24 protein-coding genes and 1 other RNA gene are annotated in these 22,110 nt (G+C 70.1%); 10 read left to right on the plus strand and 15 right to left on the minus strand.

Going from position 1 to position 22,110, the window contains the following annotated elements; translation table 11 throughout:
• Positions 1-241: 241 nt before the first annotated feature.
• The 3 genes from ACMGDM_RS04155 (at position 242) to ACMGDM_RS04165 (ending at position 3,999) form a co-directional block, all read left to right on the plus strand.
• Positions 242-1,831: an alpha-amylase family glycosyl hydrolase gene (locus tag ACMGDM_RS04155; RefSeq protein ID WP_436802846.1), complete on the plus strand. Its 1,590-nt coding sequence runs from the start codon at positions 242-244 to the stop codon at positions 1,829-1,831.
• A 200-nt stretch (positions 1,832-2,031) separates the two neighbouring features.
• Positions 2,032-3,039: a glycosyltransferase family 4 protein gene (locus tag ACMGDM_RS04160; RefSeq protein ID WP_436802847.1), complete on the plus strand. Its 1,008-nt coding sequence runs from the start codon at positions 2,032-2,034 to the stop codon at positions 3,037-3,039.
• A 216-nt stretch (positions 3,040-3,255) separates the two neighbouring features.
• Entirely contained in the window at positions 3,256-3,999 is a 744-nt protein-coding gene (locus ACMGDM_RS04165; RefSeq protein ID WP_436802848.1) for a MauE/DoxX family redox-associated membrane protein, read from the plus strand.
• A 137-nt stretch (positions 4,000-4,136) separates the two neighbouring features.
• Here the strand turns inward: ACMGDM_RS04165 and ACMGDM_RS04170 are convergent, their stop codons facing one another.
• The 12 genes from ACMGDM_RS04170 to ACMGDM_RS04225 form a co-directional block, all read right to left on the minus strand.
• Positions 4,137-4,589 carry a hypothetical protein gene (locus tag ACMGDM_RS04170; RefSeq protein WP_436802849.1) on the minus strand — a complete coding sequence of 151 codons (453 nt, stop codon included), beginning with the start codon at positions 4,587-4,589 and terminating at the stop codon, positions 4,137-4,139.
• An 11-nt stretch (positions 4,590-4,600) separates the two neighbouring features.
• Positions 4,601-5,134 carry a demethoxyubiquinone hydroxylase family protein gene (locus ACMGDM_RS04175; protein ID WP_436802850.1) on the minus strand — a complete coding sequence of 178 codons (534 nt, stop codon included), beginning with the start codon at positions 5,132-5,134 and terminating at the stop codon, positions 4,601-4,603.
• Entirely contained in the window at positions 5,131-5,652 is a 522-nt protein-coding gene (locus ACMGDM_RS04180; protein ID WP_436802851.1) for a disulfide bond formation protein B, read from the minus strand. The genes ACMGDM_RS04175 and ACMGDM_RS04180 overlap by 4 nt, the downstream gene beginning before the upstream one ends.
• Positions 5,649-7,010, minus strand: coding sequence for a S41 family peptidase (locus ACMGDM_RS04185; RefSeq protein ID WP_436802852.1), 1,362 nt, complete (start codon positions 7,008-7,010; stop codon positions 5,649-5,651). Before ACMGDM_RS04185 ends, ACMGDM_RS04180 begins: the two co-directional genes overlap by 4 nt.
• Before the next feature lie 159 nt (positions 7,011-7,169).
• Positions 7,170-8,153, minus strand: coding sequence for a murein hydrolase activator EnvC family protein (locus ACMGDM_RS04190; protein ID WP_436802853.1), 984 nt, complete (start codon positions 8,151-8,153; stop codon positions 7,170-7,172).
• A 4-nt stretch (positions 8,154-8,157) separates the two neighbouring features.
• The gene (locus ACMGDM_RS04195; RefSeq protein ID WP_436802854.1) at positions 8,158-8,580 is read right to left on the minus strand and encodes a 23S rRNA (pseudouridine(1915)-N(3))-methyltransferase RlmH; all 423 of its coding nucleotides are present in this window, start codon (positions 8,578-8,580) and stop codon (positions 8,158-8,160) included.
• Between the two features lie 292 nt (positions 8,581-8,872).
• The gene (gene rsfS / locus ACMGDM_RS04200) at positions 8,873-9,271 is read right to left on the minus strand and encodes a ribosome silencing factor (RefSeq protein ID WP_436802855.1); all 399 of its coding nucleotides are present in this window, start codon (positions 9,269-9,271) and stop codon (positions 8,873-8,875) included.
• A 9-nt stretch (positions 9,272-9,280) separates the two neighbouring features.
• Positions 9,281-9,919: a nicotinate-nucleotide adenylyltransferase gene (locus ACMGDM_RS04205; RefSeq protein ID WP_436802856.1), complete on the minus strand. Its 639-nt coding sequence runs from the start codon at positions 9,917-9,919 to the stop codon at positions 9,281-9,283.
• Positions 9,916-10,311 carry a type II toxin-antitoxin system RelE/ParE family toxin gene (locus ACMGDM_RS04210; protein ID WP_436802857.1) on the minus strand — a complete coding sequence of 132 codons (396 nt, stop codon included), beginning with the start codon at positions 10,309-10,311 and terminating at the stop codon, positions 9,916-9,918. The genes ACMGDM_RS04205 and ACMGDM_RS04210 overlap by 4 nt, the downstream gene beginning before the upstream one ends.
• 43 nt (positions 10,312-10,354) lie before the next feature.
• Positions 10,355-10,615: a CopG family ribbon-helix-helix protein gene (locus tag ACMGDM_RS04215; protein ID WP_436802858.1), complete on the minus strand. Its 261-nt coding sequence runs from the start codon at positions 10,613-10,615 to the stop codon at positions 10,355-10,357.
• Complete coding sequence (locus ACMGDM_RS04220; protein WP_436802859.1) at positions 10,612-11,874, minus strand: glutamate-5-semialdehyde dehydrogenase; 1,263 nt, start codon at positions 11,872-11,874, stop codon at positions 10,612-10,614. Before ACMGDM_RS04220 ends, ACMGDM_RS04215 begins: the two co-directional genes overlap by 4 nt.
• A gap of 54 nt (positions 11,875-11,928) precedes the next feature.
• The gene (locus ACMGDM_RS04225) at positions 11,929-12,201 is read right to left on the minus strand and encodes a hypothetical protein (RefSeq protein ID WP_436802860.1); all 273 of its coding nucleotides are present in this window, start codon (positions 12,199-12,201) and stop codon (positions 11,929-11,931) included.
• 91 nt (positions 12,202-12,292) lie between these two features.
• On the opposite strand from ACMGDM_RS04225, the gene msrB reads away from it, so the two are divergent.
• The gene (gene msrB / locus ACMGDM_RS04230) at positions 12,293-12,814 is read left to right on the plus strand and encodes a peptide-methionine (R)-S-oxide reductase MsrB (protein WP_436802861.1); all 522 of its coding nucleotides are present in this window, start codon (positions 12,293-12,295) and stop codon (positions 12,812-12,814) included.
• 19 nt (positions 12,815-12,833) lie between these two features.
• Here msrB and ACMGDM_RS04235 read toward each other — a convergent pair whose 3' ends face one another.
• Positions 12,834-13,385, minus strand: a complete 552-nt coding sequence (locus tag ACMGDM_RS04235) for a CHAP domain-containing protein (RefSeq protein WP_436802862.1) — start codon at positions 13,383-13,385, stop codon at positions 12,834-12,836.
• Positions 13,386-14,023: 638 nt separating this feature from the next.
• On the opposite strand from ACMGDM_RS04235, the gene ACMGDM_RS04240 reads away from it, so the two are divergent.
• The 4 genes from ACMGDM_RS04240 to ACMGDM_RS04255 all read left to right on the plus strand — a co-directional run bounded on the left by ACMGDM_RS04240 (position 14,024) and on the right by ACMGDM_RS04255 (position 16,601).
• The gene (locus ACMGDM_RS04240) at positions 14,024-14,812 is read left to right on the plus strand and encodes an SDR family oxidoreductase (protein ID WP_436802863.1); all 789 of its coding nucleotides are present in this window, start codon (positions 14,024-14,026) and stop codon (positions 14,810-14,812) included.
• A 248-nt stretch (positions 14,813-15,060) separates the two neighbouring features.
• On the plus strand, positions 15,061-15,222 hold the full coding sequence (locus ACMGDM_RS04245; RefSeq protein WP_436802864.1) for a hypothetical protein: 162 nt from the start codon (positions 15,061-15,063) through the stop codon (positions 15,220-15,222).
• A gap of 201 nt (positions 15,223-15,423) precedes the next feature.
• Positions 15,424-15,714 (plus strand): hypothetical protein, encoded by a 291-nt coding sequence (locus ACMGDM_RS04250; protein WP_436802865.1) that lies wholly within the window; start codon positions 15,424-15,426, stop codon positions 15,712-15,714.
• Positions 15,711-16,601: a bestrophin family protein gene (locus tag ACMGDM_RS04255; protein ID WP_436802866.1), complete on the plus strand. Its 891-nt coding sequence runs from the start codon at positions 15,711-15,713 to the stop codon at positions 16,599-16,601. Before ACMGDM_RS04250 ends, ACMGDM_RS04255 begins: the two co-directional genes overlap by 4 nt.
• A gap of 58 nt (positions 16,602-16,659) precedes the next feature.
• Here the strand turns inward: ACMGDM_RS04255 and ssrA are convergent.
• Positions 16,660-17,000, minus strand: a transfer-messenger RNA (tmRNA) gene (gene ssrA / locus ACMGDM_RS04260).
• A 45-nt stretch (positions 17,001-17,045) separates the two neighbouring features.
• Between ssrA and ACMGDM_RS04265 the strand changes: the two genes are divergently transcribed.
• Positions 17,046-17,477, plus strand: coding sequence for an RrF2 family transcriptional regulator (locus ACMGDM_RS04265; protein WP_436802867.1), 432 nt, complete (start codon positions 17,046-17,048; stop codon positions 17,475-17,477).
• A 91-nt stretch (positions 17,478-17,568) separates the two neighbouring features.
• Entirely contained in the window at positions 17,569-19,710 is a 2,142-nt protein-coding gene (ligA, locus tag ACMGDM_RS04270) for an NAD-dependent DNA ligase LigA (RefSeq protein ID WP_436802868.1), read from the plus strand.
• Positions 19,711-20,080: 370 nt separating this feature from the next.
• Here the strand turns inward: ligA and ftsH are convergent, their stop codons facing one another.
• Positions 20,081-22,063, minus strand: a complete 1,983-nt coding sequence (gene ftsH / locus ACMGDM_RS04275; RefSeq protein WP_436802869.1) for an ATP-dependent zinc metalloprotease FtsH — start codon at positions 22,061-22,063, stop codon at positions 20,081-20,083.
• Between the last annotated feature and the right edge of the window lie 47 nt (positions 22,064-22,110).

Raw genomic sequence — 22,110 nt, forward strand, 5'->3', positions numbered from 1 at the left:
CGCGACCTTCGCCCCTCTCCGTCATCCCGGACTTGGTCCGGGATCTACCGTGCCGCGCACTCCTGAAGCGTTGCGTTCGCCGGGGCTGGGTCTCGGAACAAGTTCGCGATGACGGGGAGTGCGTCGCTGTGAGATCGCGACCCGCGGCCCGCCGTCACCGAGCCGACTCAAAAGACGGTCAGGACACGGACGCGCGTCCGCCGCCACGGATCGCTTCCCTCGCGCGGTGGTTATCGCGTCGATGAGCCAGCGCAGCGACCCGCCTGACGCGCGCCCGTGGTGGGAAGGCGGCACCGTCTACCAGATCTACCCGCGCTCGTTCCAGGACAGCGACGGCGACGGCATCGGCGACCTCGCCGGGATCGAGCGCCGGCTCGACCATGTCGCCGCGCTTGGTGTCGACGCGATCTGGCTGTCGCCGATCTTCCCCTCGCCGATGGCCGACTTCGGCTATGACGTCGCGGATTATTGCGGGGTCGAGCCGATGTTCGGCGACCTCGCCGCCTTCGACCGGCTGCTCGCCGCCACGCACGCGCGCGGGATCAAGCTGCTGCTCGACTTCGTGCCGAACCACTCGTCGGACCAGCACCCTTGGTTCCAGGCGAGCCGGTCCAGCCGCACCGACCCGAAGCGCGACTGGTACATCTGGCGCGATCCCGCTCCCGACGGCGGCCCGCCCAACAATTGGATCAGCGATTTCGGCGGCTCGGCGTGGGACTATGACCCCGCCACCGGCCAATATTACCTCCACGCCTTCCTGAAGCAGCAGCCCGACCTCAACTGGCGCAATCCGGCGCTGAAGGCGGCGATGCTGGACGTTATGCGCTTCTGGTTCGATCGCGGTGTCGACGGCTTCCGCATCGATGTGCTGTGGCATATCATTAAAGCGGAGGGTCTGCCCGACAACCCGCCCAACCCCCATTGGCGGCCCGGCATCACCGAACGCGACCGGCTGATCCAGCAGCATTCGACCGACCAGCCCGAGGCGCACGCGATCGCGGCCGAGATGCGCGCGCTGGCGGACAGCTACGGCAGCCAAGGACAGCCACGCGTGCTGATCGGCGAGATCTTCCTGCCCAACGAGCGCCACGCGCGCTGGTATGGCAGCGTCGACCGGCCCGAGGTGCACCTCCCCTTCAACTTCCAGCTGATCGAGAATGCGTGGGACGCCGCCGCGCTGCGCGACGTGATCGCCGCCTATGAGGCGTCGCTGCCGCCGCACGGCTGGCCCAATTGGGTGATCGGCAGCCATGACGCGCCACGCATCGCCGCGCGCGTCGGCGAGGCGCAGGCGCGCGTCGCGGCGATGCTGCTGCTGACGCTGCGCGGTACGCCGACGCTTTATCAGGGGGACGAGCTCGGCATCGCGCAGGTCGACATTCCGCCCGAGCGCGTGCGCGACCCGCAGGAGCTGCGCCAGCCCGGGATCGGCATCGGGCGCGACCGTTCGCGCACGCCGATGCCGTGGGACGCCAAAGCGCACGCCGGCTTTTCCACCGCGGAGCCATGGCTGCCGCTCAACGCCGACTGGCGCATGCGCAACGTCGCGGCGCAGGAGGGCGACCCGCGCTCGATGCTGAGGCTGTACCGGCGCCTGCTCGCGTTGCGACGCGCGCATCCGGCGCTGGCGATCGGCGACTTCCGGCTGGTGGAGGCGGACCGCGACGTGCTGGCCTATGAGCGGCGGCATGACGGCGAGGTGCTGCGGGTCGCGCTCAACCTGTCGAGCGAACCGCACGCACTGCCGTTCGACGGCGAGGTGCTGCTGTCGACGCTCGACGGAGCGAGCGATGGCGTGCTGCGTGCGAACGAAGGCGTGGTGATGCGGTGACCGTGCGGCGCACATCCGAAAGGACCTTTCGATGAAGGCCGCGGCGCAGCTCTCACCCGGCATCCCGGACTTGGTCCGGGATCCATGGTGCCGCATACGCATCGGCCGCGGCGCTCGCGGCACGATGGCGTCCGGAACGAGTCCGGGATGACGGGGTGAAGGGTGGTTGCGCCAATCCGCCGCATGACGAAGGAGCACCAATGAAGATCGCCATGCTCGCCCCGATCGCCTGGCGCACCCCGCCGCGCCACTATGGCCCATGGGAGCTGGTCACGCACCTGCTCACCGAGGCGCTGGTCGCGCGCGGCATTGACGTCACCCTGTTCGCCACGCTCGACAGCGTCACCGCGGCGCGGCTCGACGGCGTCGTCCCCGCGCCTTACTCGGAGGACCCCGCGATCGACGCGAAGGTATGGGAGTTCCGCCACCTCGCGCATGTGTTCGAGCAGGCCGACCAGTTCGACCTGATCCACAATCAGGCCGACTTTCCCGCGCATGCCTTCGCGCGGCTGGTCGACACGCCGCTGGTGACGACGATCCACGGCTTCTCCTCGGATCGCATCCTGCCGATGTACGCGCCGTTTCAGGACCGCGTCCATTATGTCGCGATCAGCGACGCCGATCGCCACCCATCGCTGCGCTACGCCGCGACGATCCACCACGGCATCCCGCTCGACGACTTCGCGTTCGACCCGCGCGGCAGCGACGACCTGCTGTTCTTCGGCCGGATTCATCCGGACAAGGGCGCGGCGGAGGCGATTGCGGCGGCGCGCGCGAGCGGGCGCCACCTCCACCTGTACGGCATCGTCCAGGACCAGGGCTATCACGACCGCACGGTGACACCCGCGCTCGCTGGTGCGGGGGTGACGTGGCACGGGGCGGTGGGTGGCGCCGAGCGGGTCGCAGCGCTGGGCCGCGCGCGCGCGCTGCTCCACCTGATCAACTTCGACGAGCCGTTCGGGCTCTCGGTGGTGGAGGCGATGGCGTGCGGCACGCCGGTGATCGCCAACCGCCGCGGCGCGATGCCCGAGCTGATCGAGCATGGTGTCACCGGCTTCCTCGTCGACAATGTCGATCAGGCGGTGGAGGCGATCGAGCATGTCGGCGAGCTCGACCGCGCCGCGTGCCGGCGCCGGGTGGAGGCGCTTTTCAGCGTCGAGCGCATGGCGGACGCCTATGTCGCTCTGTACCGGCGCATCATCGGGTAAGAGATGAATTGTCCCCGGTCTCGCTCCTGTCTCGTCATCCCGACTTGTTCCGGGATCTACCCGTCCACCTTCTCATCGACCGCCGAGTGCGCGGATCGGTGGATCCCGGAACAAGTCCGGGATGACGGAAGAGGGCGCGTTCGACGAACACCACCACCCACCACCCGCACCCGCCACACGCTGGCGAGCCGCCCGCGCGACCCTTATCTCCTCCCCATGACCGCCCCGACCGACCGCCACGCCACGCTCTACCGCATGATCCTGCCCGACCACACCTGCCCTTATGGTCTCAAGGCCAAGGACCTGCTCGAACGCCGCGGCTACACGGTCGAGGACCACCCGCTACGCACGCGCGCCGAGACCGACGCGTTCAAGGCGGCGCATGGGGTCAAGACCACGCCGCAGACCTTCATCGCGGGCGAACGCGTCGGCGGCTACGACGACCTGCGCCGACATTTCGGCCAGCGCGTCCCCGCGGCGGGCGAGACCAGCTACCGGCCAGTGATCGCGGTCTTCGCGATGACCGCGCTGATGGCGCTGGCGGCGAGCCACGCCGCGTTCGGCACGCCGTTCACCGTACGGGCGGGCGAGTGGTTCATCGCCTTCAGCATGTGCGTGCTGGCGCTGCTCAAACTGCAGGACGTCGAGACCTTCTCGACCATGTTCCTCAACTACGACCTGCTCGCGCGCCGCTGGGTGCGATACGGCTACGTCTATCCCTATGCCGAGGGCCTGGCGGGCGTGCTGATGGCGGCGCATGCGGCGGACTGGCTCTCCGTCCCGATCGCGTTGGTGATCGGCGGAGTCGGGGCGGTGTCGGTGGTGAAGGCGGTGTACATCGATCGCCGCTCGCTCAAATGCGCCTGTGTCGGCGGCGCGACGCGGGTGCCGCTGGGCTTCGTGTCGCTCACCGAGAACGTGATGATGGTCGCGATGGCGCTGTGGATGGCGCGGGGGTGATGTTGGTTCCCTCGCGCTAGCGGGGTGGCAGCGCGCAGCGCTGTCCACGGGGAGTTCTCCGCACACCCGCCGGTGCGTTTGCGGACAACCTCCTCCGCCCCCGGCTTCCTCTCTGCGCCGGGGAGGCACTCATCACTTTACGGCTGGTCCTGCTCCGCCTTGATCGTGGCGCGGCGCTCGCGTTTCCAGCGGGTGGCGTTCTGCGCGACGCAGCCGGTCGCGCTCGCCGCGCCGACGGTCGAGCAGCTGCCGACGCCCACGGTGCCGACGCTCTGGTTCGCCGCCTCCTTGGCCGCCCAGGCCTGGTTCTCCGGCGTCACCTCGAAGTTGCGCAACTCCTTGGGGATGCGGAACTGCTCCTCGGCGGGGCGACGCGTGCACACCACCACCTCGGCGCCATCGGCGTTCGTGGGGCAGCGCTCGTTGCCGTACAGCACCAGCACGCCGTTCACCGGCGCGTTGCGCGAGACGCCCTGGGCCGCGGTGGTGCGCGGCGCTCGCACCGCATCGGGAGACGGGGGACCGCTCTGCGCGCTCGCGGCGGCCGAGGCGACCAGCAGCAGCAGCGCGACGGGGGCACGACGACGCATCAACCTTCCTCTCAGATCCGCTTGGCGGTTGCGATCGCCACCCGGCAGCCGAACCGGATCACCGCCGACATCAGCGGATAGGCGGGCGCGTTCTCGGCGCCATGCGCCAGCGCGGTGTCGCGATGCTCCAGCTCCTCTGCCTGGAACTCGCGGATCGCTTCGGACAATTCGGGGTCGCTGTCGCCCAGCGCGACGAGCTGCTCCTCATAATGTTTGTCGATCTCGGTCTCGACCGCGGCGGTGCAGGCCATGGCCGCCTCGGGCCCGATCGCGGCGGTCACCGCGCCCAGCGCGAAGCCGGCGACGTCCCAGAACGGCTGGAACAAGGTGGGGCGTACGCCGCGCTCGACGATCATGCGGTCGAAGAAGGCGCGGTGCTTCTCCTCCTGCAAGGCCATCGCGGAGATCTTGCGCGCCATCGGCGAGCGCTGCCCCATGATCGCGAGCTGCCCCGCATAGATCCGGATCGCACCAAACTCGCCGGCCTGGTCGACCCGGATCATCGAGTCGCTCGCGGCGGGCTTGTCTCCGGGCTTCCACGTCATGCGCGCCTCCACATCTGCGATACGATCAGCGCGGCGCCGAGAAACGAGAGCACCGCGTTCCATCCCGCCAGCGACACGCCGAGCAGCGACCATTGCGCCGCGTCACAACGAACGATCGGCGCGGCGAGCAGGTCCTTGAGCGCCTGGTCGGTGGAGAGACCGACCGTGCTGGTGGTCTGCGTGCAGGCGGTCACGCCCTGCCACCAATGATATTCCACCCCCGCATGGAAGACGCCGATCGCGCCCGAGACGACGACCAGCGCCGCCGCGCCCGCCACCAGCGTCGCCTGCACCCGCGGCGCGCGCACCACGAAGGCCAGCGCCGCTATCGCGACCGCGCTATAATGCGGCCAGCGCTGCCAGTGGCACATCTCGCAGGGGTATAATCCACCGATCAGCTGGAACGCCCAGGCACCCGCCAGCAACGCCGCCGGCACCAGCAGCGCGAGCAGCCGCGCGTTGCGCAGCCCCTGCCCCGCGCGCGCGCCGAACGGGCGATCCAGCGTTGCGGAACTCACTTCTTGCTCGCGATCGGCTGGTTGCTCGCCATCGACTGCGTCACCGCGGCAACCTGCTGCGGCCCGCCCAGTCGCGCGATCGTCTTGAGCGCATACCAGAGCTGGAAGTCCGCGATCCCCTGCTTCTTGAGCGCCTCGGGCGTGGCGGTGAAGCGCGGATCGTCCTTGGTGTCTTCCTCCAGCACCGCATTGTCGGGCGACTTGATCTCGTTGATCAGGTGACGCCGCAGATCGGCCTCGCGGAACACCGGGCGCGACTTGTAATCGGCGTCGGAGAGCTGCGGCACGCGGATATCGGGTTCGATCCCGCCCTCCTGCACGCTCCGCCCCGACGGCGTGAAATAGCGCGCGGTGGTGAGCCGCAGCGCGGTACGCGGGCCGAGCTGGAGCAAGGTCTGCACCGACCCCTTGCCGAAGCTGCGCTCGCCCATCACCAGCGCGCGGTGGTGATCCTGCAGCGCGCCGGCGACGATCTCGCTGGCGGAAGCGGTGCCCGAGTCGGTCAGCACGATGATCGGCAGGCCGTTGGCGACATCGCCCGGCTTGGCAAAATAGCGCTCGATATCGTCCTTCTCGCGGCCGCGCTGGCTGACGATCTCGCCGTGGTCGAGGAAGGCGTCGGACACCTCGATCGCCTGGGTCAGCAGCCCGCCGCCATTCTCGCGCAGATCGACGACATAGCCGAGCGGCTTGTGCCCGAGCGACTTGTCGATCGCCATCACCGCGGCGCGCGTGTCGGCACCGGTCGCTTCGGAGAAGGTGTTGATGTTGATGTAGCCGACGTCGCCCTTCACTTCCCATTTGACCGGGCGCTGGACGATCACCTCGCGCATGAGGGTGACGTCGATCGGCTTGTCGCGCCCGGGGCGGACAAGCGTGAGCGAGATCTTGGTGCCGGGCTTGCCGCGCATCTGCGCGGTCGCCTCGTCGAGCGTGCCGCCGTAGATCAACTTGCCGTCGATATGCGTGATGAAGTCGCCCGACTTGATCCCGGCGCGCCCCGCGGGCGTGTCCTCCTGCGGCGAGACGACCTTCACCGCGCCGTCCTCCATCGAGACGGTGAGGCCGAGGCCGCCGTAATTGCCCTCGGTCTGGATGCGCAGATTGTCGAAGTCCGAGGCGTCGACGTAGCTGGAGTGCGGATCGAGCGCGGCGAGCATGCCGTCGATCGCGCCCTTGATCAGTTGCTCGTCGGTGACCTTGTCGACGTAATCGGCCTTCACGCGATTATAGACGTCGAGGAAGGTGTCCATCTCGCGATAGGCGCTGGTATCGGCGGCGGCGATCGCGCCGGTGGCGACCGGCACCATCGCAATCGTGGTGACCAGCGCGGCGGCCTGGAGCAGCTTGGACTTCATGCGAACGGTCGAGACCCCGGTGAGAGCGATCCCGCGATGTAGCGGAATTGCACGGACGATCCTAGCGCCCGCGCGGCTGAACCGCGGCTGAGCGGGGAGGCTGCGCCGCGGGGAAACGGCCGAGCGGCCGCGCCGCTCGAAGCGGGCGCGAGAGCGTCCTCACCCCACCAGCTGCGCGACGTCCATCGGCACGCCGCGGCGGCGCAGCTCCACCGTCACCGCCGCGTCGCCGCGATCGGGCGCGTGGCCGAGCGGCGCGCCGGGCGCGACCGTTTCGCCGCGGCGCACCGTAGCGGCGCCGATGCCGGTCACCAGCGTTTGCCAGCCTGCGCCATGGTCAAGGATCACGATCGTGCCATAGCTGCGGAACGCACCGACATAGCGCACCACCCCGCCAGCGGGCGCCACCAGCGTCGCGCCACGCGGCACCGCCAGCGTCAGCCCGCGCGCGCGCACGCCGTTGCCCGACAGCTCGCCGAGCCCGGTGAGGAGCCGTCCGCGCGCGGGTAGCCGATAGGCCGGCGCCGCGCTCGCCCGCCCGGCAACCGTGCGCGGCGGTCCAGCCAGTGCGATGAGGTCGCCAAGCACCGCCTGCGTGCCGCCGAGCGCGGCTATCCGGTCGGCACTGTCGCGCGCACTCTCCTCCAGCGCCAGCGCGCGCTCGTCGTCACCGTCGAGCGTGGCGAGCCGCTCGCGCGCCTCGACCAGTCGGGCGCGCTCGGCGGCGAGGTCGCGCTCGGTCGCAGCGGCGCTCGCCGCCAGCGCGCGCGTCCGTGCGAGCGCGCCGCGCAGCGCGCCGGTGCGGCGCGCGATCCGCGGCACGGTTACGCCCAGCACCGCCTCGACATGAACGAGATCGGCGACATTGCCCGGCTGGGTCAGCAGCGCCAGCCGCGGTCGCCGCGCCACCGCGGCCACCGCGGCGACCAGCCGCACCACCGCCCCCTGCTCGGCGGCCAGCCGTGCGCGCTGCCGTGCCAATCGCGCGGCGATCGCGGCGGCGCGGGCGCGCTCGAGCGCGATCTCCGCCTCCGCGCCAGCGAACGGCGCGACGTCGCGCGGCGCTCCCGCGGGCAGCGCCGCGCCGTCCGCCGTCAGCAGCGCAACCGTGAGAACGGCGACGACGACGCGGGCGGCGCGCACCACGTCAGCCTTCGCGATGATAGGGATGGTTGGCGAGGATGCTGGTGGCGCGAAACAATTGCTCGGCCAGCAGCGCACGCGCGAGCAGATGCGGCCAGGTGGCGCGGCCGAACGACAGCAGCAGGTCGGCCTCGCCGCGCTCAGCGTCGGAGAAGCCGTCGGCGGCGCCGATCAGGAAGCGCGTCTCGCGCACGCCGTCGTCACGCCAGCGCGCGAGCGTCGCGGCGAACGCAGTCGACGCGAGGATCTCGCCCTTTTCGTCGAGCAGCACGCGACGCCCCTGCGCGGGGCGGTCGGGCTCGCGCCCGCCGCGGTCGGGCAGCTCGCTCACCCGCGTCGGCCAGGCGATGCGCTTGAGATAGCGGTCGACCAGCTCGGCCTCGGGCGAGCGCCCGATCCGTCCGCGCGCGACGATATGGAGCAGCATGGCGACACGTTAGCGGCGCCGCGCGACGACGTCATCCGGCGTGTGAGTCGTAGCGAGGCGGCTTCCGGCGCAAGCGGCGGAGACGGCGGAGACGGCGCTGCGCGAACGCCCTCTCTCCTCGCGGAGTTCAGGGCGACGGGAGGGTGCCCCGCAGAGAGGTTCGTCTCGGTGAAATCCCGCCCCTCACCCAGCCCCTCTCTCCGGGGGGAAAGAGGACTTTCAACGTCCTGACTCGAGATCGCGGAGTACGTCCCGATGGACGACGCACGGAACGATCGGGAAAGCCGCTCCCTTATGCCGCGCCTGCGGCTCCCGTCGCGGGCGGGGCGTCGCCGAACGACCACATCCGCTCGAGATTGTAGAAGCTGCGCACCTCGGGGCGGAAGAGGTGGACGATCACGTCGCCGGCGTCGATCAGCACCCAGTCGGCGCTGGGCAGCCCCTCGATCCGGGCCGGGCGGCCGGTCTCGCCCTTGATCTTCTCGGCAAGCTTCGACGCCATCGAGGCGACCTGGCGGGTCGAGCGCCCGCTGGCGATCACCATATGGTCCGCGATCGACGACTTGCCCGCGAGCGGGATCGAGATCGTGTCCACCGCCTGGTCGTCGTCGAGCGATTGCAGGACGAGCTGGTGCAGCGCCGCGACCTGGTCGGCGTCGGCAGTGCGGTGAGCGGGGTCAGTGGCGGGCAAGGTGGCTCCTCAGGATGCCGCGGACGCTGCGGCGGGCGTAATGGTTGCGGATATGGGATCGGCGAAACGAACGTGCCAGGCAGGATCGGCGGCGCGAAGCTGCGTCGCGGACGTCGGGTCTGGGCGGAAACGTAGCAGCACCAGGGCTGGCACACTCCACTCGGTCCACTTCCTGGCCTGGCGTGCGGGCCGCCGAAAGCGCCGCAGCCAACCCATCGCGGGAGCCGCGAGGGCGCGCGCATCATAACCCGGACGCGCCACCACCGCAATCGGCATCGTCAGCGCGATCGTCCGCCAGCGCTGCCACTGGTGAAATTGCGCGAGATTGTCCGCCCCCATGATCCACACGAAGCGCGTTCGCGGATAGCGGCGGGTGAGCTGGGCGAGCGTGTCAGCGGTGTAGCGCGTGCGCAGCCGCGCCTCGATGTCGGTGGCGCGGATCGGCGCGCGCCGCGCCATCGCGCGCGCCGACGCCAGCCGCGCCGCGAGCGGCGCCATGCCGCGCGCGGGCTTGAGCGGGTTGCCCGGCGACACCAGCCACCACATCTCGTCCAGATCGAGCGCGCGGATCGCCGCGAGCGTGAGATGGCGATGGCCGCGGTGCGCCGGGTTGAACGAGCCGCCGAGCAGGCCGATACGCCGGCTCACGCCAGCCCCGCCGGGTCGCCCGACCGCGGTGACGGGCGCGGAGCCGCCGGCGCGGACGTCCAGTCCTCGCGTTCATGGTACACGCGCAACACCTCGCAGCGCTGCCCGACCAGCCGATAGTGGATCAGATAGGGCGTGCCGAGTACGCGAAGCACGCGCGTGTCGCGGCGATGATGCCGGCCGACATAAGGAAAATCGCGCAGGAACTCGGCGCGCCGCCGGATCGCGGACACCATCGCCAGCGCGGTCGCAGGCGTGGCATGATCGTCGAGCCAGGCGTCGATCGCGCGCAGATCGTCGAGCGCCGCGCGCGCCCAGACGATCGTCGTCGCGCTCGGGGCGAGCGCGCTGGCGCGACGGCGGGCGGACGGCGCTCCCCACCAGTCCCTCACGCGCGCGCCGCTGCCGCGACCCGCAGTCGCGCGGTCGCCGCGCTCAGCCGCATTGCGCGCGGCGCCGCGCGATCATCGCCTCCAGCGCATCCATCACCTCGTCGTGCGGCACGGTGTCGCCGCGCTCGACCTGATCGATGCCCTGCTGGACGAACGCGTCCACTGCCGCCGCACGCGCCACCGCATCGCGGATCGCCGACGCAGCGAAGGCCTCGCTTGTGATCCCGCGTGCCGCCGCGATTGAGTCCACCAGCGCCACGGTGGCGTCGTCGAGTTCGGCGGTGATCGCGCGTGGCGCGCTCACCCGCGCACCTGGCCGGTGCCGCGCCCGATCCATTTGTACGTCGTCAGCCCCTCGAGCGCGACCGGGCCGCGCGCATGGAGCCGCCCGGTGGCGATGCCGATCTCCGCGCCGAGCCCGAACTCGGCGCCGTCGGCGAACTGGGTGGAGGCGTTCCACAACACGATCGCGGAATCGACCGCGGCGAGGAAGCGCTCCGCCACCGCCTCGTCCTCGGCGACGATCGCGTCGGTATGGTGCGAGCCGTGCCGCGCGATATGCGCCAGCGCGCCGTCGAGGTCATCGACCAGCGCCACGGCGGCGACCGCGTCGAGATATTCGGTGTCCCAGTCGGCGGCGTCGGCGGGCGTGATCGCGGGAAGCAGCGCTTGCGCCGCGGGATCACCACGCAGCGCGCACCCGGCTGCGGCGAGCGCCTCGAGCAGCACGGCGGCATGCGGCCAGGCGCGGTCGATCAGCAGCGTCTCCATCGCGCCGCACACGCCGGTGCGGCGCAGCTTGGCGTCGATCACCACCGCGTGCGCCATCGCGGCGTCGGCCGAGCGGTGGACGAAGACGTGGTTGATGCCGTCGAGATGCGCCAGCACCGGCACGCGCGCCTCGGCCTGCACGCGCGCGACCAGGCTCTTGCCGCCGCGCGGGATAATCAGGTCGATCGCTCCCTCGGCCGCGAGCATCGCCCCCACCGCGGCGCGATCGGTGGTGGGGACGAGTTGGACCGCGTCCGCGGGCAGCCCGCCCGCCTCCAGCCCCTCCACCAGCGCGGCGTGAAGCGCGCGATTGCTTGCGACCGCCTCCGACCCGCCGCGAAGGATCACGGCGTTGCCCGACCGGACGCAGAGCGCCGCGGCGTCGACCGTGACGTTCGGTCGGCTCTCGTACACGATGCCGATCACCCCGATCGGCACGCGAACGCGGCTGAGCGCCAGCCCATTGGGGCGCACCGCGCGATCGATCACCTGCCCGACCGGATCCGCCAGCGCCGCCACGGCAGTTACGCCGTCCGCCGCAGCGGCGAGCCGCGCCGGATCGAGCAGGAGACGATCGATCATCGCGGCGGACAGCGCATTCTCTCTCGCGCGCGCCACGTCCTCCGCATTCGCCGCGAGCACCGCCGCCGCCTGGTCGCGCAGCGAGTCCGCGGCGCGGCGTAGCGCGGTGGCCTTGGTCTGGTCCGTCGCGGCGGCGAGCGCGAGCGCAGCGCCGCGGGCGCGCTCGCCCATGGCGGCGATCAGGGCGGCGGGAGATTGCGGGTCGAGCATAGGTGCTGCGGTAGCATGCGCACGCGCACACGCCCAGCACCGAGCGCGATCGCCTTATGCCACGTGCGCGGTCACCGGCACCTCGGGGGCGACGCAGGCGCCCTCGCGCGTGCCCGCCATCGCCGGCGGTCGCGCCCGTCGCATGGTCCAGTTCGCCTGAAGACGCACACGGGGGTTGGGCGCGCACCAGATCTCGCCGGTGTCGTTGATTGCCGTCACCCAGATCAGATTGTGCTCCTGCCCATAGTCGATGATCGCGAAGGCATAGCCGGCGCCGCGATCGAGCACGTGCATCGGGAGCGGCGGGTCGAGCTGCTGGAAGGACATGAGAGAAGGCTCCGTTGCACAATCTTAACCCATGCAAGGATTTCCTGGTTCCGCGCTGGCGGGATCATCGCCGGCACCTATATTCAACGACATGCGCCAGACCTCGTCCGATCACCGCCGCCCTGCCCATCCCGATCGTCGTCAGATCCTCGCGCTCGCCGGGCTGGGCACCGCCGCGGTGGGGCTGGTCGGCTGCGGCCGGAGCGCCGCCGCGGCGCCGGAGCACTTCGCCGTGACCAAGACAGACGCGCAGTGGCGCCAGCAGCTCGGCCAGACCGCCTATGACGTGCTGCGGCATGAGGGCACCGAACGACCCTTTTCCAGCCCACTCAACGACGAGCATCGCAACGGGCTGTTCGCCTGCCGCGGCTGCGGCAACGCGCTGTTTTCGTCCAAGACCAAGTTCGACAGCGGGACGGGCTGGCCCAGCTTCTACGCGCCGCTGCGGGCCGCGGTGGCGACGCGCACCGACCGCAGCCTCGGCATGGCACGGGTCGAGGTGCATTGCGTGCGCTGCGGCGGACATCTCGGCCACGTCTTCGACGATGGGCCGCGGCCGACGGGCAAGCGCTATTGCATGAACGGTGTGGCAATGACGTTCCGCGCGGCGTAGCGGCGCGCGGCGCGGCACCTCAGTCGGCGTCGACCGGCAGCGCGCCCGCGACCGGGGCCGACGCGGTGGTCGCGATCGTCATGGGGGCGAGCGGCGCCTCCGCCTCGATCGTCGGCGCCCTGTCCGCATAGATGAAGCCGGCGAGCGGATAATTGGTGGTGCCGAGATCGCCACTGCCGGCGAACCAGACACGCACCATGCTCCAGTCACCCGCAGGGGAGACGTCGATCGCGCGGACGTCGCGCTCAATGCCGCCGCGGCGCGACCAATTGGCGTGGGTGAGCAGCACCTCGCGGTCGCTGACGATGCGGCTCACCATCGCGACATGGCCGACCGGCATCCCGCGCGTCGCCTTGAACGCCATCACCGCGCCCTCTTGCGGCACGTGCCCGCGCTCGTAGCGGCCGGCGGCCTGCCCCCACCAAGTATTGGCATTGCCGCGGATGGCGATGCCGGACACTTCGCGAGCGAAGGGCACGCACTGCAAGTAACGGGCCTGAGCGGGCGCGACCGTCATCAGCGCGCACGATACCATCAGCGCAAAACGCGCCGTCAGCGTCTTGGAATTCACGGGCGACCCCCCGGTCTCTCGAAACTGTTATCTTCTGCTAGGCGGCGAATCTCACCATCACAAACGCTTCCGGAACCTTTCCGGACGAGTCGAGTTGCCGCGACGACGAGCCGAACACTCGCCTTGAAGTTAGGGCAGCCTCGCTGACATTGAGTGTGAATCAGGGGTTAAAATCGCCCCTCTCCGTCCACGAATCGCCACCATCACGCACGTCGCTTCCTCGCCGCCGCCACCGTCGTGCAGCCGGCAGGCCGACGTTCCCGCGCCACTATGCTGCGGCGAGCCAGAAGCGACGACGATGCTCTGATCCCGGGTCTGCCGTCCGTCTTGCTGCCGCCCACCCCGCCTCCTACGATCCGACCGCCCCAATCGCCGGTCGCCCGCCATGGCTTTCGACCCTGACCTCTTCGCCGCGCTGATCGATCAGGCGAGACGCAGGTGGACATGGAGGATGCGGTGCCCGACGGCGTCGTGGCGGACATGCGCGGGACCATTGTGCGGCTTGCTCGTGAGACGTTGCACGGTGTGGATCTTGTGTCACCTCCGCGAGGGCGAACGCGTATCGCAGGAGCCCGCCGCAACGCGGACGGCGGCGCTGCACCGAGCGACCGTCGCAACCAACCACTTAGGAGAGGTCCATGAACACCGACCATCTGTTCCGGCTCGACGGTCGCGTCGCGCTCGTTACCGGGGGTAGCCGCGGGATCGGGCGGATGATCGCGGCGGGCTTCGTCGCGCAGGGCGCCACCGTCTATGTCTCCAGCCGCAAGGCCGACGCGTGCGAGGCCACCGCCGCCGCGCTCGGCGAACGGTGCCACGCGCTGCCGATGGACGTCGCCACCGTCGACGGCTGCCGCGCGCTGGCGGCGGCGCTCGGCGAGCGCGAGCAGCGGCTCGACATCCTGGTCAACAACGCGGGCGCAGCCTGGGGCATGCCGTTCACCGACTTCCCCGAGGTCGGCTGGGACAAGGTGATGGACCTCAACGTGAAATCGCCCTTCTTCCTGACCCAGGCGCTGTATCCGCTGCTGCGCGCCGGCGCGGCGGCGCACCCGCCGGCCAAGGTGATCAACATCACCTCGGTCGACGGGCTACGGCTCAACCCGTGGGAGACCTACAGCTACCACGCGTCCAAGGCGGCGTTGATCCACCTGACGCGGCGGCTGGCGGCACGGCTGGTGGAGGACGGCATCCACGTCACCTCGATCGCGCCGGGCGCCTTCGCGAGCGAGATGAACCGCGCCGCGCGGGACCATGGCGATGCGGTGGCGCAGCGCATCCCCGCGCGCCGCATCGGCACCGCGGACGACATGGCGGGCACCGCGATCTTCCTCGCCAGCCGCGCCGGCGACTATGTCGTGGGCGAGACGATCGCGGTGGACGGCGGGCTGGTCCATGCCGCGCCGGGCGGCAGCATCGACGCGTGAGCGGGGCCGCGGCGCCTCGTTCCGCCCCTCCCCTCCGTTCGTCTTGGGTAGCGATCGAGCGTGGCGAGAGCGCCTATCGGAAGCGTCAACGGCAGCTTCTCGACGTGGCGTTCCGGCAAGCGCGACGGCTACTCGAAGTGAACGGCCAGGGTGGCGCACTCACGTTGTCGTTCGACGCGCTGTAGCAAAGGCACTCCCCGGAACGCTCACGCTCCCGCACCCGTTCGTGCCCGTGAAGGAGACGTGGCATGGACAAGGACGATATCAAGCCGACCGAAGTGACCGAGCGCCCCAACCTCTCGACCGAGCACCAGCGCGAGGGCGACGCACGCCGCCCCAGCGAGACGCTCGACAAGGGCCAGCCCCAAGAGGAGACGATCCCGCGCAAGTCGTCGCTGCTCGGTGACTGATTCGCGACGGCGCAGCGGCGACGCTCCGCCGCCGCGCGAGACATGAACCCGCTGCGCCGCAGCAACGTGACAGACACGTAACGGCGCCGCGGGACACAACCGCGCGCCCTGGCCTGACATAGTGTTTCCGCGCGCGCGCCGGCGTTGACCCGATGCTGCAATGCAACCGAGAGCAAGCGACCTGCTCTCGGAGATCGACACATGATCCATTATCTGGTCGACACGCGGCATGACGAGCCGCTCAGCTGGCGTGATGTCGAGGCGCTGCCGATCGTCGGCTTTGCCCTGCTGCTGCTGGTGGCGGTCGCACGGATGCAGCAGGAGCTCGCTCCGGCGCTGTCGGCCGAATTCGTCAAGGCGCTGGCGCTCGTCTTCCTGCTCGGCGCGCGCAAGGTCCTCGGCGACATCATCGCGCGTGACGATGAGCTGGGCGACGAGCGGGGTGACGCCGGCGCGTTCGACGGCTCCATCGAGGCCGTGCCCGCCGAATGATCGTCGGCCCTGCTCCGCGCATCCGCCAGACGCTCTACCCCGCCTGGCGCACGCTCGCCGTGCTGTTCGTGTGGGACTCGGCCGTCACCCTATTCTATTACGCGATGCCCTTCGCCGCGCCGGAGCTGCCGATCACCCTATTCGGCACGGTGCTCGGGCTATTCCTCGGCTTTCGCACCAACTCGGCCTACCAGCGCTGGTGGGAGGGGCGGACGCTGTGGGGTGCGATGATCAACGCCTCGCGCAGCCTCGCGCGCGCCGTGCTCGGCTTCGTGCCCGACGACAGCGTCGCCGCGGCGCAGATGAAGCGGCTGATCGTGCGGCGCCAGATCGCGTACGTCCACGCGCTGCGCTGTCAGCTGCGGCGGCAGGATCCCGCGCCCGAGATCGAGCGGCTGCTCGGCGCCGAGGCGGCGGCGGCGGCGCTGGCGCGTACCAACCCCGCCAACGCGCTGCTTGATGGCACCACGCGGATGATCGCCGACATCCGCCGCGAGGGATTGATCGACACGATCGAGCAGACCCAGATCGAGCGCTTGATGGTGGACATCGCCAATGCGCAAGGCGGGATGGAGCGGCTCAAGAACACGCCGCTGCCTGCGCAATACCGCACCTTCCCGGTATTCTTCGCCAAGCTGATGTGTCTGTTGCTGCCGTTCGGGCTGGTGGAGACGCTGGAATGGGCGACCCCGATCGGCTCGTCGCTGGCGGGCTTCATGTTCCTCGCCGGGCTGCACGTGGCGGACGACCTCGTCGACCCGTTCGCCAATACCGTGCACGACGTGCCGCTGAGCGCGATGTGCCGCACGATCGAGATCGATCTGCTCCAGGCCGCCGGCTACGACGCGCCCGCGCCGCTTCAACCGGTGAGAAGCGTCTTGTGGTGAGCGGGGCGGGATGGCGCGACAGTGGGAGGCTTCTGTTGCCCGGTGCCTCCCGTACCGCTGGAATCCCCTTCTGTTGCCCGGTGGGGTCCAACCGCGCTTTTTTGGTGTAACGTCAGGCCGTTAGGCCATCAGTTACGCCGCAATCGCGAGTGCTTCGTTGTCGTTGGCACTTGTGTAATGGGCCGTTGCGGTGGTCCCATTCCGAGCGAAAACAGCGCTTTTCAACACACGTCGATCCTGGTTCGGCCCCGTCAGCGCGGCTGCGTGCAGCCGCGATGGTGGAGCCGCCGGGTACTGCCCCCGGGTCCGCTGCGCCTATTGTACGCCGCAGTTTATCGCCATAGCCGGGTAGAACCCGACAGCTGCCATATAGGAGGACGCGCGCGCCGGGAAAAGCCCCGGTTGGCCATTTGCCCGCCACAATATCCCTGTATATACTGCGATATGCTCACCCAGCGGTCCCGTTACGCCCTTCGCTCCATGCTGTTCCTGGCGGGCGCGCCGGCCGGATCGCCGCCGATCCCGATGACGCGGATCGCCGCGGAGGCCAATGTCCCGCGCAAGTTCCTCGAGCTGATCCTGGCCGACCTGCGCGACGCCGGGCTGCTCCACAGCCATCGCGGCAAGATGGGCGGCTATGTGCTGTCGCGCCCGGCGCATCTGATCTCGCTCGGCGAGGTGATCCGCGTGATCGAGGGGCCGCTCGCGCTGGTGCCGTGCGTCAGCCGCACCGCCTATCGCTCGTGCAAGGACTGCAAGAGCGAGGCCGACTGCGCGATCCGCCACGCGATGATGCGCGTGCGTGATGAGACCGCGCGCATCCTCGACGGTACCAGCCTGGCCGACGCCACCGCCAACCAGCTCGCCGCGGCCTGAGCCGAGCGGCCGCGTCACGGCCGCGCGCGATCGCACGCCGCCGCGGCACGGGTACTGGACCCGCTGCGACCAGCCGCTTACCCCGAGCGGCATGACCGACGCGCCGCTGCCCACCACCGACACCGAGGCGGACGCCGAGCTTGAGCGGCTCGCGCGCACGATCGCCTATCACAACGAGCGCTATCATACCCACGACGCGCCCGAGATCAGCGACGCGGACTATGACGCGCTGGTCCGTCGCAACGCCGCCATAGAGGCCGCCTTTCCCGCGCTGATCCGCGCCGATTCGCCCAGCCGTCAGGTCGGCGCCGCGCCCGCCGCGCATCTCGCCAAGGTCGCGCACGCGCGGCCGATGATGAGCCTCGACAACGCCTTCGCCGAGGAGGAGGTAGAGGAGTTCGTCCGGCGCGTGCGCCGCTTTCTCCGCTTGGGCGACGACGAGCCGGTCGCGCTTACCGCCGAGCCCAAGATTGACGGCCTGTCCTGCTCATTGCGCTACGAGGATCGCCGCCTGGTCCAGGCGCTCACCCGCGGCGACGGCACCACCGGCGAGGACGTCACCGCCAATGTGCTGACGATCGACAACATTCCGCGCACCCTCCCGGGCGATGCGCCCGCCGTGTTCGAGGTGCGCGGCGAGGTCTATATGGAAAAGGCCGCCTTCGCCGCGCTCAACCAGCGGCTCGCGGCCGAGGCGGAGGCGAGCGGCAAGGAGGCGCGCCGCTTCGCCAACCCGCGCAACGCCGCGGCGGGCTCGCTGCGCCAGAAGGACGCCGCGGTGACGCAGGCGCGCCCGCTCCGCTTCCTCGCACACGGCTGGGGCGAGGCCAGCGCGGTGCCGGGCGAGACGCAGGAAGCGATCGTCGCCGCGCTGCGCGCCTGGGGCTTCCCGATCGCCGACGCCTTCGCGCGCTGCGACGACGCCGCGGCCGCGCTGGCGGTCTATCGTGCGATCGAGCATCGCCGCGCCGATCTACCGTTCGACATTGACGGCGTGGTCTACAAGGTCGACCGGCTCGACTATCAGCAGCGGCTCGGCAGCGTCGGGCGCGCGCCGCGCTGGGCGATCGCGCACAAATTTCCCGCGGAACGCGCCGAGACCATACTCGAGGCGATCGACATTCAGGTCGGCCGCACCGGCAAGCTCACCCCCGTCGCGCGACTCACTCCGGTGACGGTCGGCGGCGTGGTCGTCACCAACGCCACGCTGCACAACCGCGACGAGATCGCGCGGCTCGACGCGCGCGTCGGTGACCGCGTGCTGCTCCAGCGCGCCGGTGACGTGATCCCGCAAATCGTGGAGGTGCTGCCGCGCGACATCGAGCGCGCACCCTATGTCTTTCCCGACCATTGCCCGCGCTGCGGCAGCGAGGCGGTGGCCGAGGAGGGCGAGGTCGACGTGCGCTGCACCGGCGGGCTGATCTGCCCGGCGCAGCGGCTCGAGCGGCTCAAGCATTTCGTCAGCCGCGGCGCGCTCGACATCGACGGGCTGGGCGAGAAGACACTGGTCGAGTTCGTCGCGCTTGGCTGGATCGCGGAGCCCGCCGACATTTTCCGCCTCGCCGCGCACCGCGACGAATTGGTCGGGCGCGAGGGCTGGCAGGCCAGGTCGGTCGATGCGTTGCTCGCGGCGATCGAGGCGCGGCGCCAGCCCGACGCGGCGCGGCTGCTGTTCGGGCTCGGCATCCGCCATATCGGGATCGTCACCGCGCGCGACCTGCTCAAACATTATGTCACCTTGCCGGCGGTGGCCGCGCTGGCGGCCGAGCTGATCGCGCTGCGCGAGCGCACGCAGGCCGCGCTGGGCGAGGACGAGGGCCGGCTGCGCAGCCGGCTCGACAAGGCGCTGGCCGAACTGATCGGGGTGGAGAATGTCGGCGCCGCGGTCGGCCATGCGCTCGCCGACTTCTTCCACGAGCCGCACAATCGCGCGGTGTGGAACGACCTGCTCGCCGCAGTGTCCCCGCCCGACTTCCGCGTCGAGACGGTCGCGTCGGAAGTGTCGGGCAAGACGGTGGTGTTCACGGGGACGCTCGAGACGCTCAGTCGCGATGAGGCCAAGGCGCAGGCGGAGTCGCTCGGTGCGCACGTCTCGGGCTCGGTGTCGAAGAAGACCGACCTGCTGGTCGCAGGGCCGGGCGCGGGATCGAAGGCGAAGAAGGCGGCCGAGCTCGGCATTCGCGTCGTCGACGAGGCAGGCTGGATCGCGATCGTCGCCGCCGCGGCGGGCTAAGAGGTCAGGGCCGCGGGAGCGGGGCACCGCTGCCGTGCTCCTGCGGATGCAGGAGCCCAGCGCCTTCGGCGGTGTCGCTGACGCCCCGGGGCTCCCGCACGCGCGAGCGCCCATCGAACGTGGTGAGCGGCTGCGTCACCGGTTGGATGGACACCGCTGCTCGCGCGATCGCCCCTCCTCCCCTTACTGCCGTCATCCCGGACTTGTTCCGGGATCCACTCGTCCGCGTAGCCACCGGGCGATGAGTGTGCGGCCCGGTGAGTCCCGGACCAAGTCCGGGATGACGGGTCGTGCGGGAGGCAGGTCCCTTATCCCAAAAGGAAAGGGCGACCCGCAGGCCGCCCTCCCCGTCGCCTCGCTCGTGAGCGGCTCACGCCCCCGCGGGCGAGGCGCTCCCGAACGGCCCCGACGGGCGCTTGGTCTTCGGGATCGACGTCCCCGCCGCGGGCACCGGCGGCGCCTTCGGCCCCTGGTCCATACGGCCGATGTCCTCGCCCGCGATCAGCCGCTTGATCTCCTCGCCGCTCAGCGTCTCATATTCGAGCAGCGCGCCCGCCAGCGTGTGAAGCTGGTCGATATGATCGGTCAGCACCTGCTTGGCGCGGTGAAGCCCGCCCTCGACAATCGCCTTGATCTCGTCGTCGATCAGCTGCGCGGTGGCGTTCGACATCCGCACCGGCTGGCTTGATGAATAACCAAGGAAGCTCTCACCCTCGGGCTGGGCATATTCCACCGGACCGACCTTGTCGGACATGCCCCATTTCGTGACCATGTCGCGCGCCAGACCGGTGGCATATTGGATGTCGCCGCTCGCGCCGCTCGACACCTTGTCATAGCCGAAGATCACTTCCTCGGCGATGCGTCCGCCCATCGCCACCGCGAGGTTCGCGTACATCTTGTCGCGGTGATAGCTGTAGCTGTCGCGCTCGGGCAGGCGCATCACCATGCCCAAGGCGCGGCCGCGCGGGATGATCGTCGCCTTGTGGATCGGGTCCGACGCCGGCTCGTGCAGCGCGACGATCGCGTGGCCCGCCTCGTGATAGGCGGTCATGCGCTTCTCGTCCTCAGTCATGACCATGGAGCGGCGCTCGGCGCCCATCATGACCTTGTCCTTGGCTTCCTCGAACTCGGCCATGGCAACCAGCCGCTTGCCCTTGCGCGCCCCCATCAGCGCGGCCTCGTTGACGAGGTTGGCGAGATCGGCGCCCGAGAAGCCCGGCGTGCCGCGCGCGATTACCCGCGCGTCGACGTCCGGTGCCAGCGGCACCTTTTTCATATGCACCTCGAGGATCTTGATACGACCCTCGATGTCCGGGCGCGGCACCACCACCTGGCGGTCGAAGCGACCCGGACGCAGCAGCGCGGGGTCGAGCACGTCGGGGCGATTGGTCGCCGCGACGATGATGATCCCCTCGTTGGCCTCGAAGCCGTCCATCTCGACCAGCAGCTGGTTGAGCGTCTGCTCGCGCTCGTCGTTGCCGTTGCCGAGGCCCGCACCGCGGTGGCGCCCCACCGCGTCGATCTCGTCGATGAAGACGATGCAAGGCGCCGACTTCTTGGCCTGCTCGAACATGTCGCGCACGCGGCTGGCGCCGACGCCGACGAACATCTCGACGAAGTCGGAGCCCGAGATGGTGAAGAAGGGCACGCCCGCCTCGCCCGCGATCGCGCGCGCCAGCAGCGTCTTGCCCGTGCCCGGCGAGCCGACCAGCAGCGCGCCCTTGGGGATCTTGCCGCCCAGGCGCGCGAACTTGGTGGGATCCTTGAGGAAGTCGACGATCTCGGTGAGCTCGGCGCGGGCCTCGTCGATGCCGGCGACATCGTCGAAGGTGACCTTGCCTTCCTTCTGCGTCAGCATGCGCGCGCGGCTCTTGCCGAAGCCCATCGCGCCGCCCGCGCCGCCGCCCTTCTGCATCTGGCGCAGCACGAAGAAGGCGATGCCGAGGAACAGCAGGAACGGCAGCGACTGGTAGAGCAGCACCATCCAGATCGACGGGCCCTCCTCCGGCTTGCCCGCCACCTCGACGCCCGCCTTGCGCAGCCGCTCGATCAGGCCCGAGTCCTGCACCGGATAGGTGCGGAACTTGTCGCCGTTCGAGAAGCTGCCGGTGATGATGTCGCGGCTGATGTTGACGTCCTTCACCGTGCCCTCGTCGACCTTGTCGAGGAAGGTCGAATAAGCGACGGTATTGCCCTGCGCCGCAGTGGTGCGCCCGTCGAACAGCGTCACCACGACCGCCAGCGAGAGCAGCACGCCGACCCAGATCAGCAGGCTCTTCATCCAGGGGTTAGGGTTGCCGCCGCCGCCATTATCGCCGCCGCCGTTCCCGCGCTGCCTGTCGTTGTCGTTCATCGGGTACCTTTCCAACGAAGGCAATGTAAGGCACCACGGGTTAATGG

It is taken from the genome of Sphingomonas larreae (assembly GCF_051400595.1).
Classification (GTDB): domain Bacteria; phylum Pseudomonadota; class Alphaproteobacteria; order Sphingomonadales; family Sphingomonadaceae; genus Sphingomonas.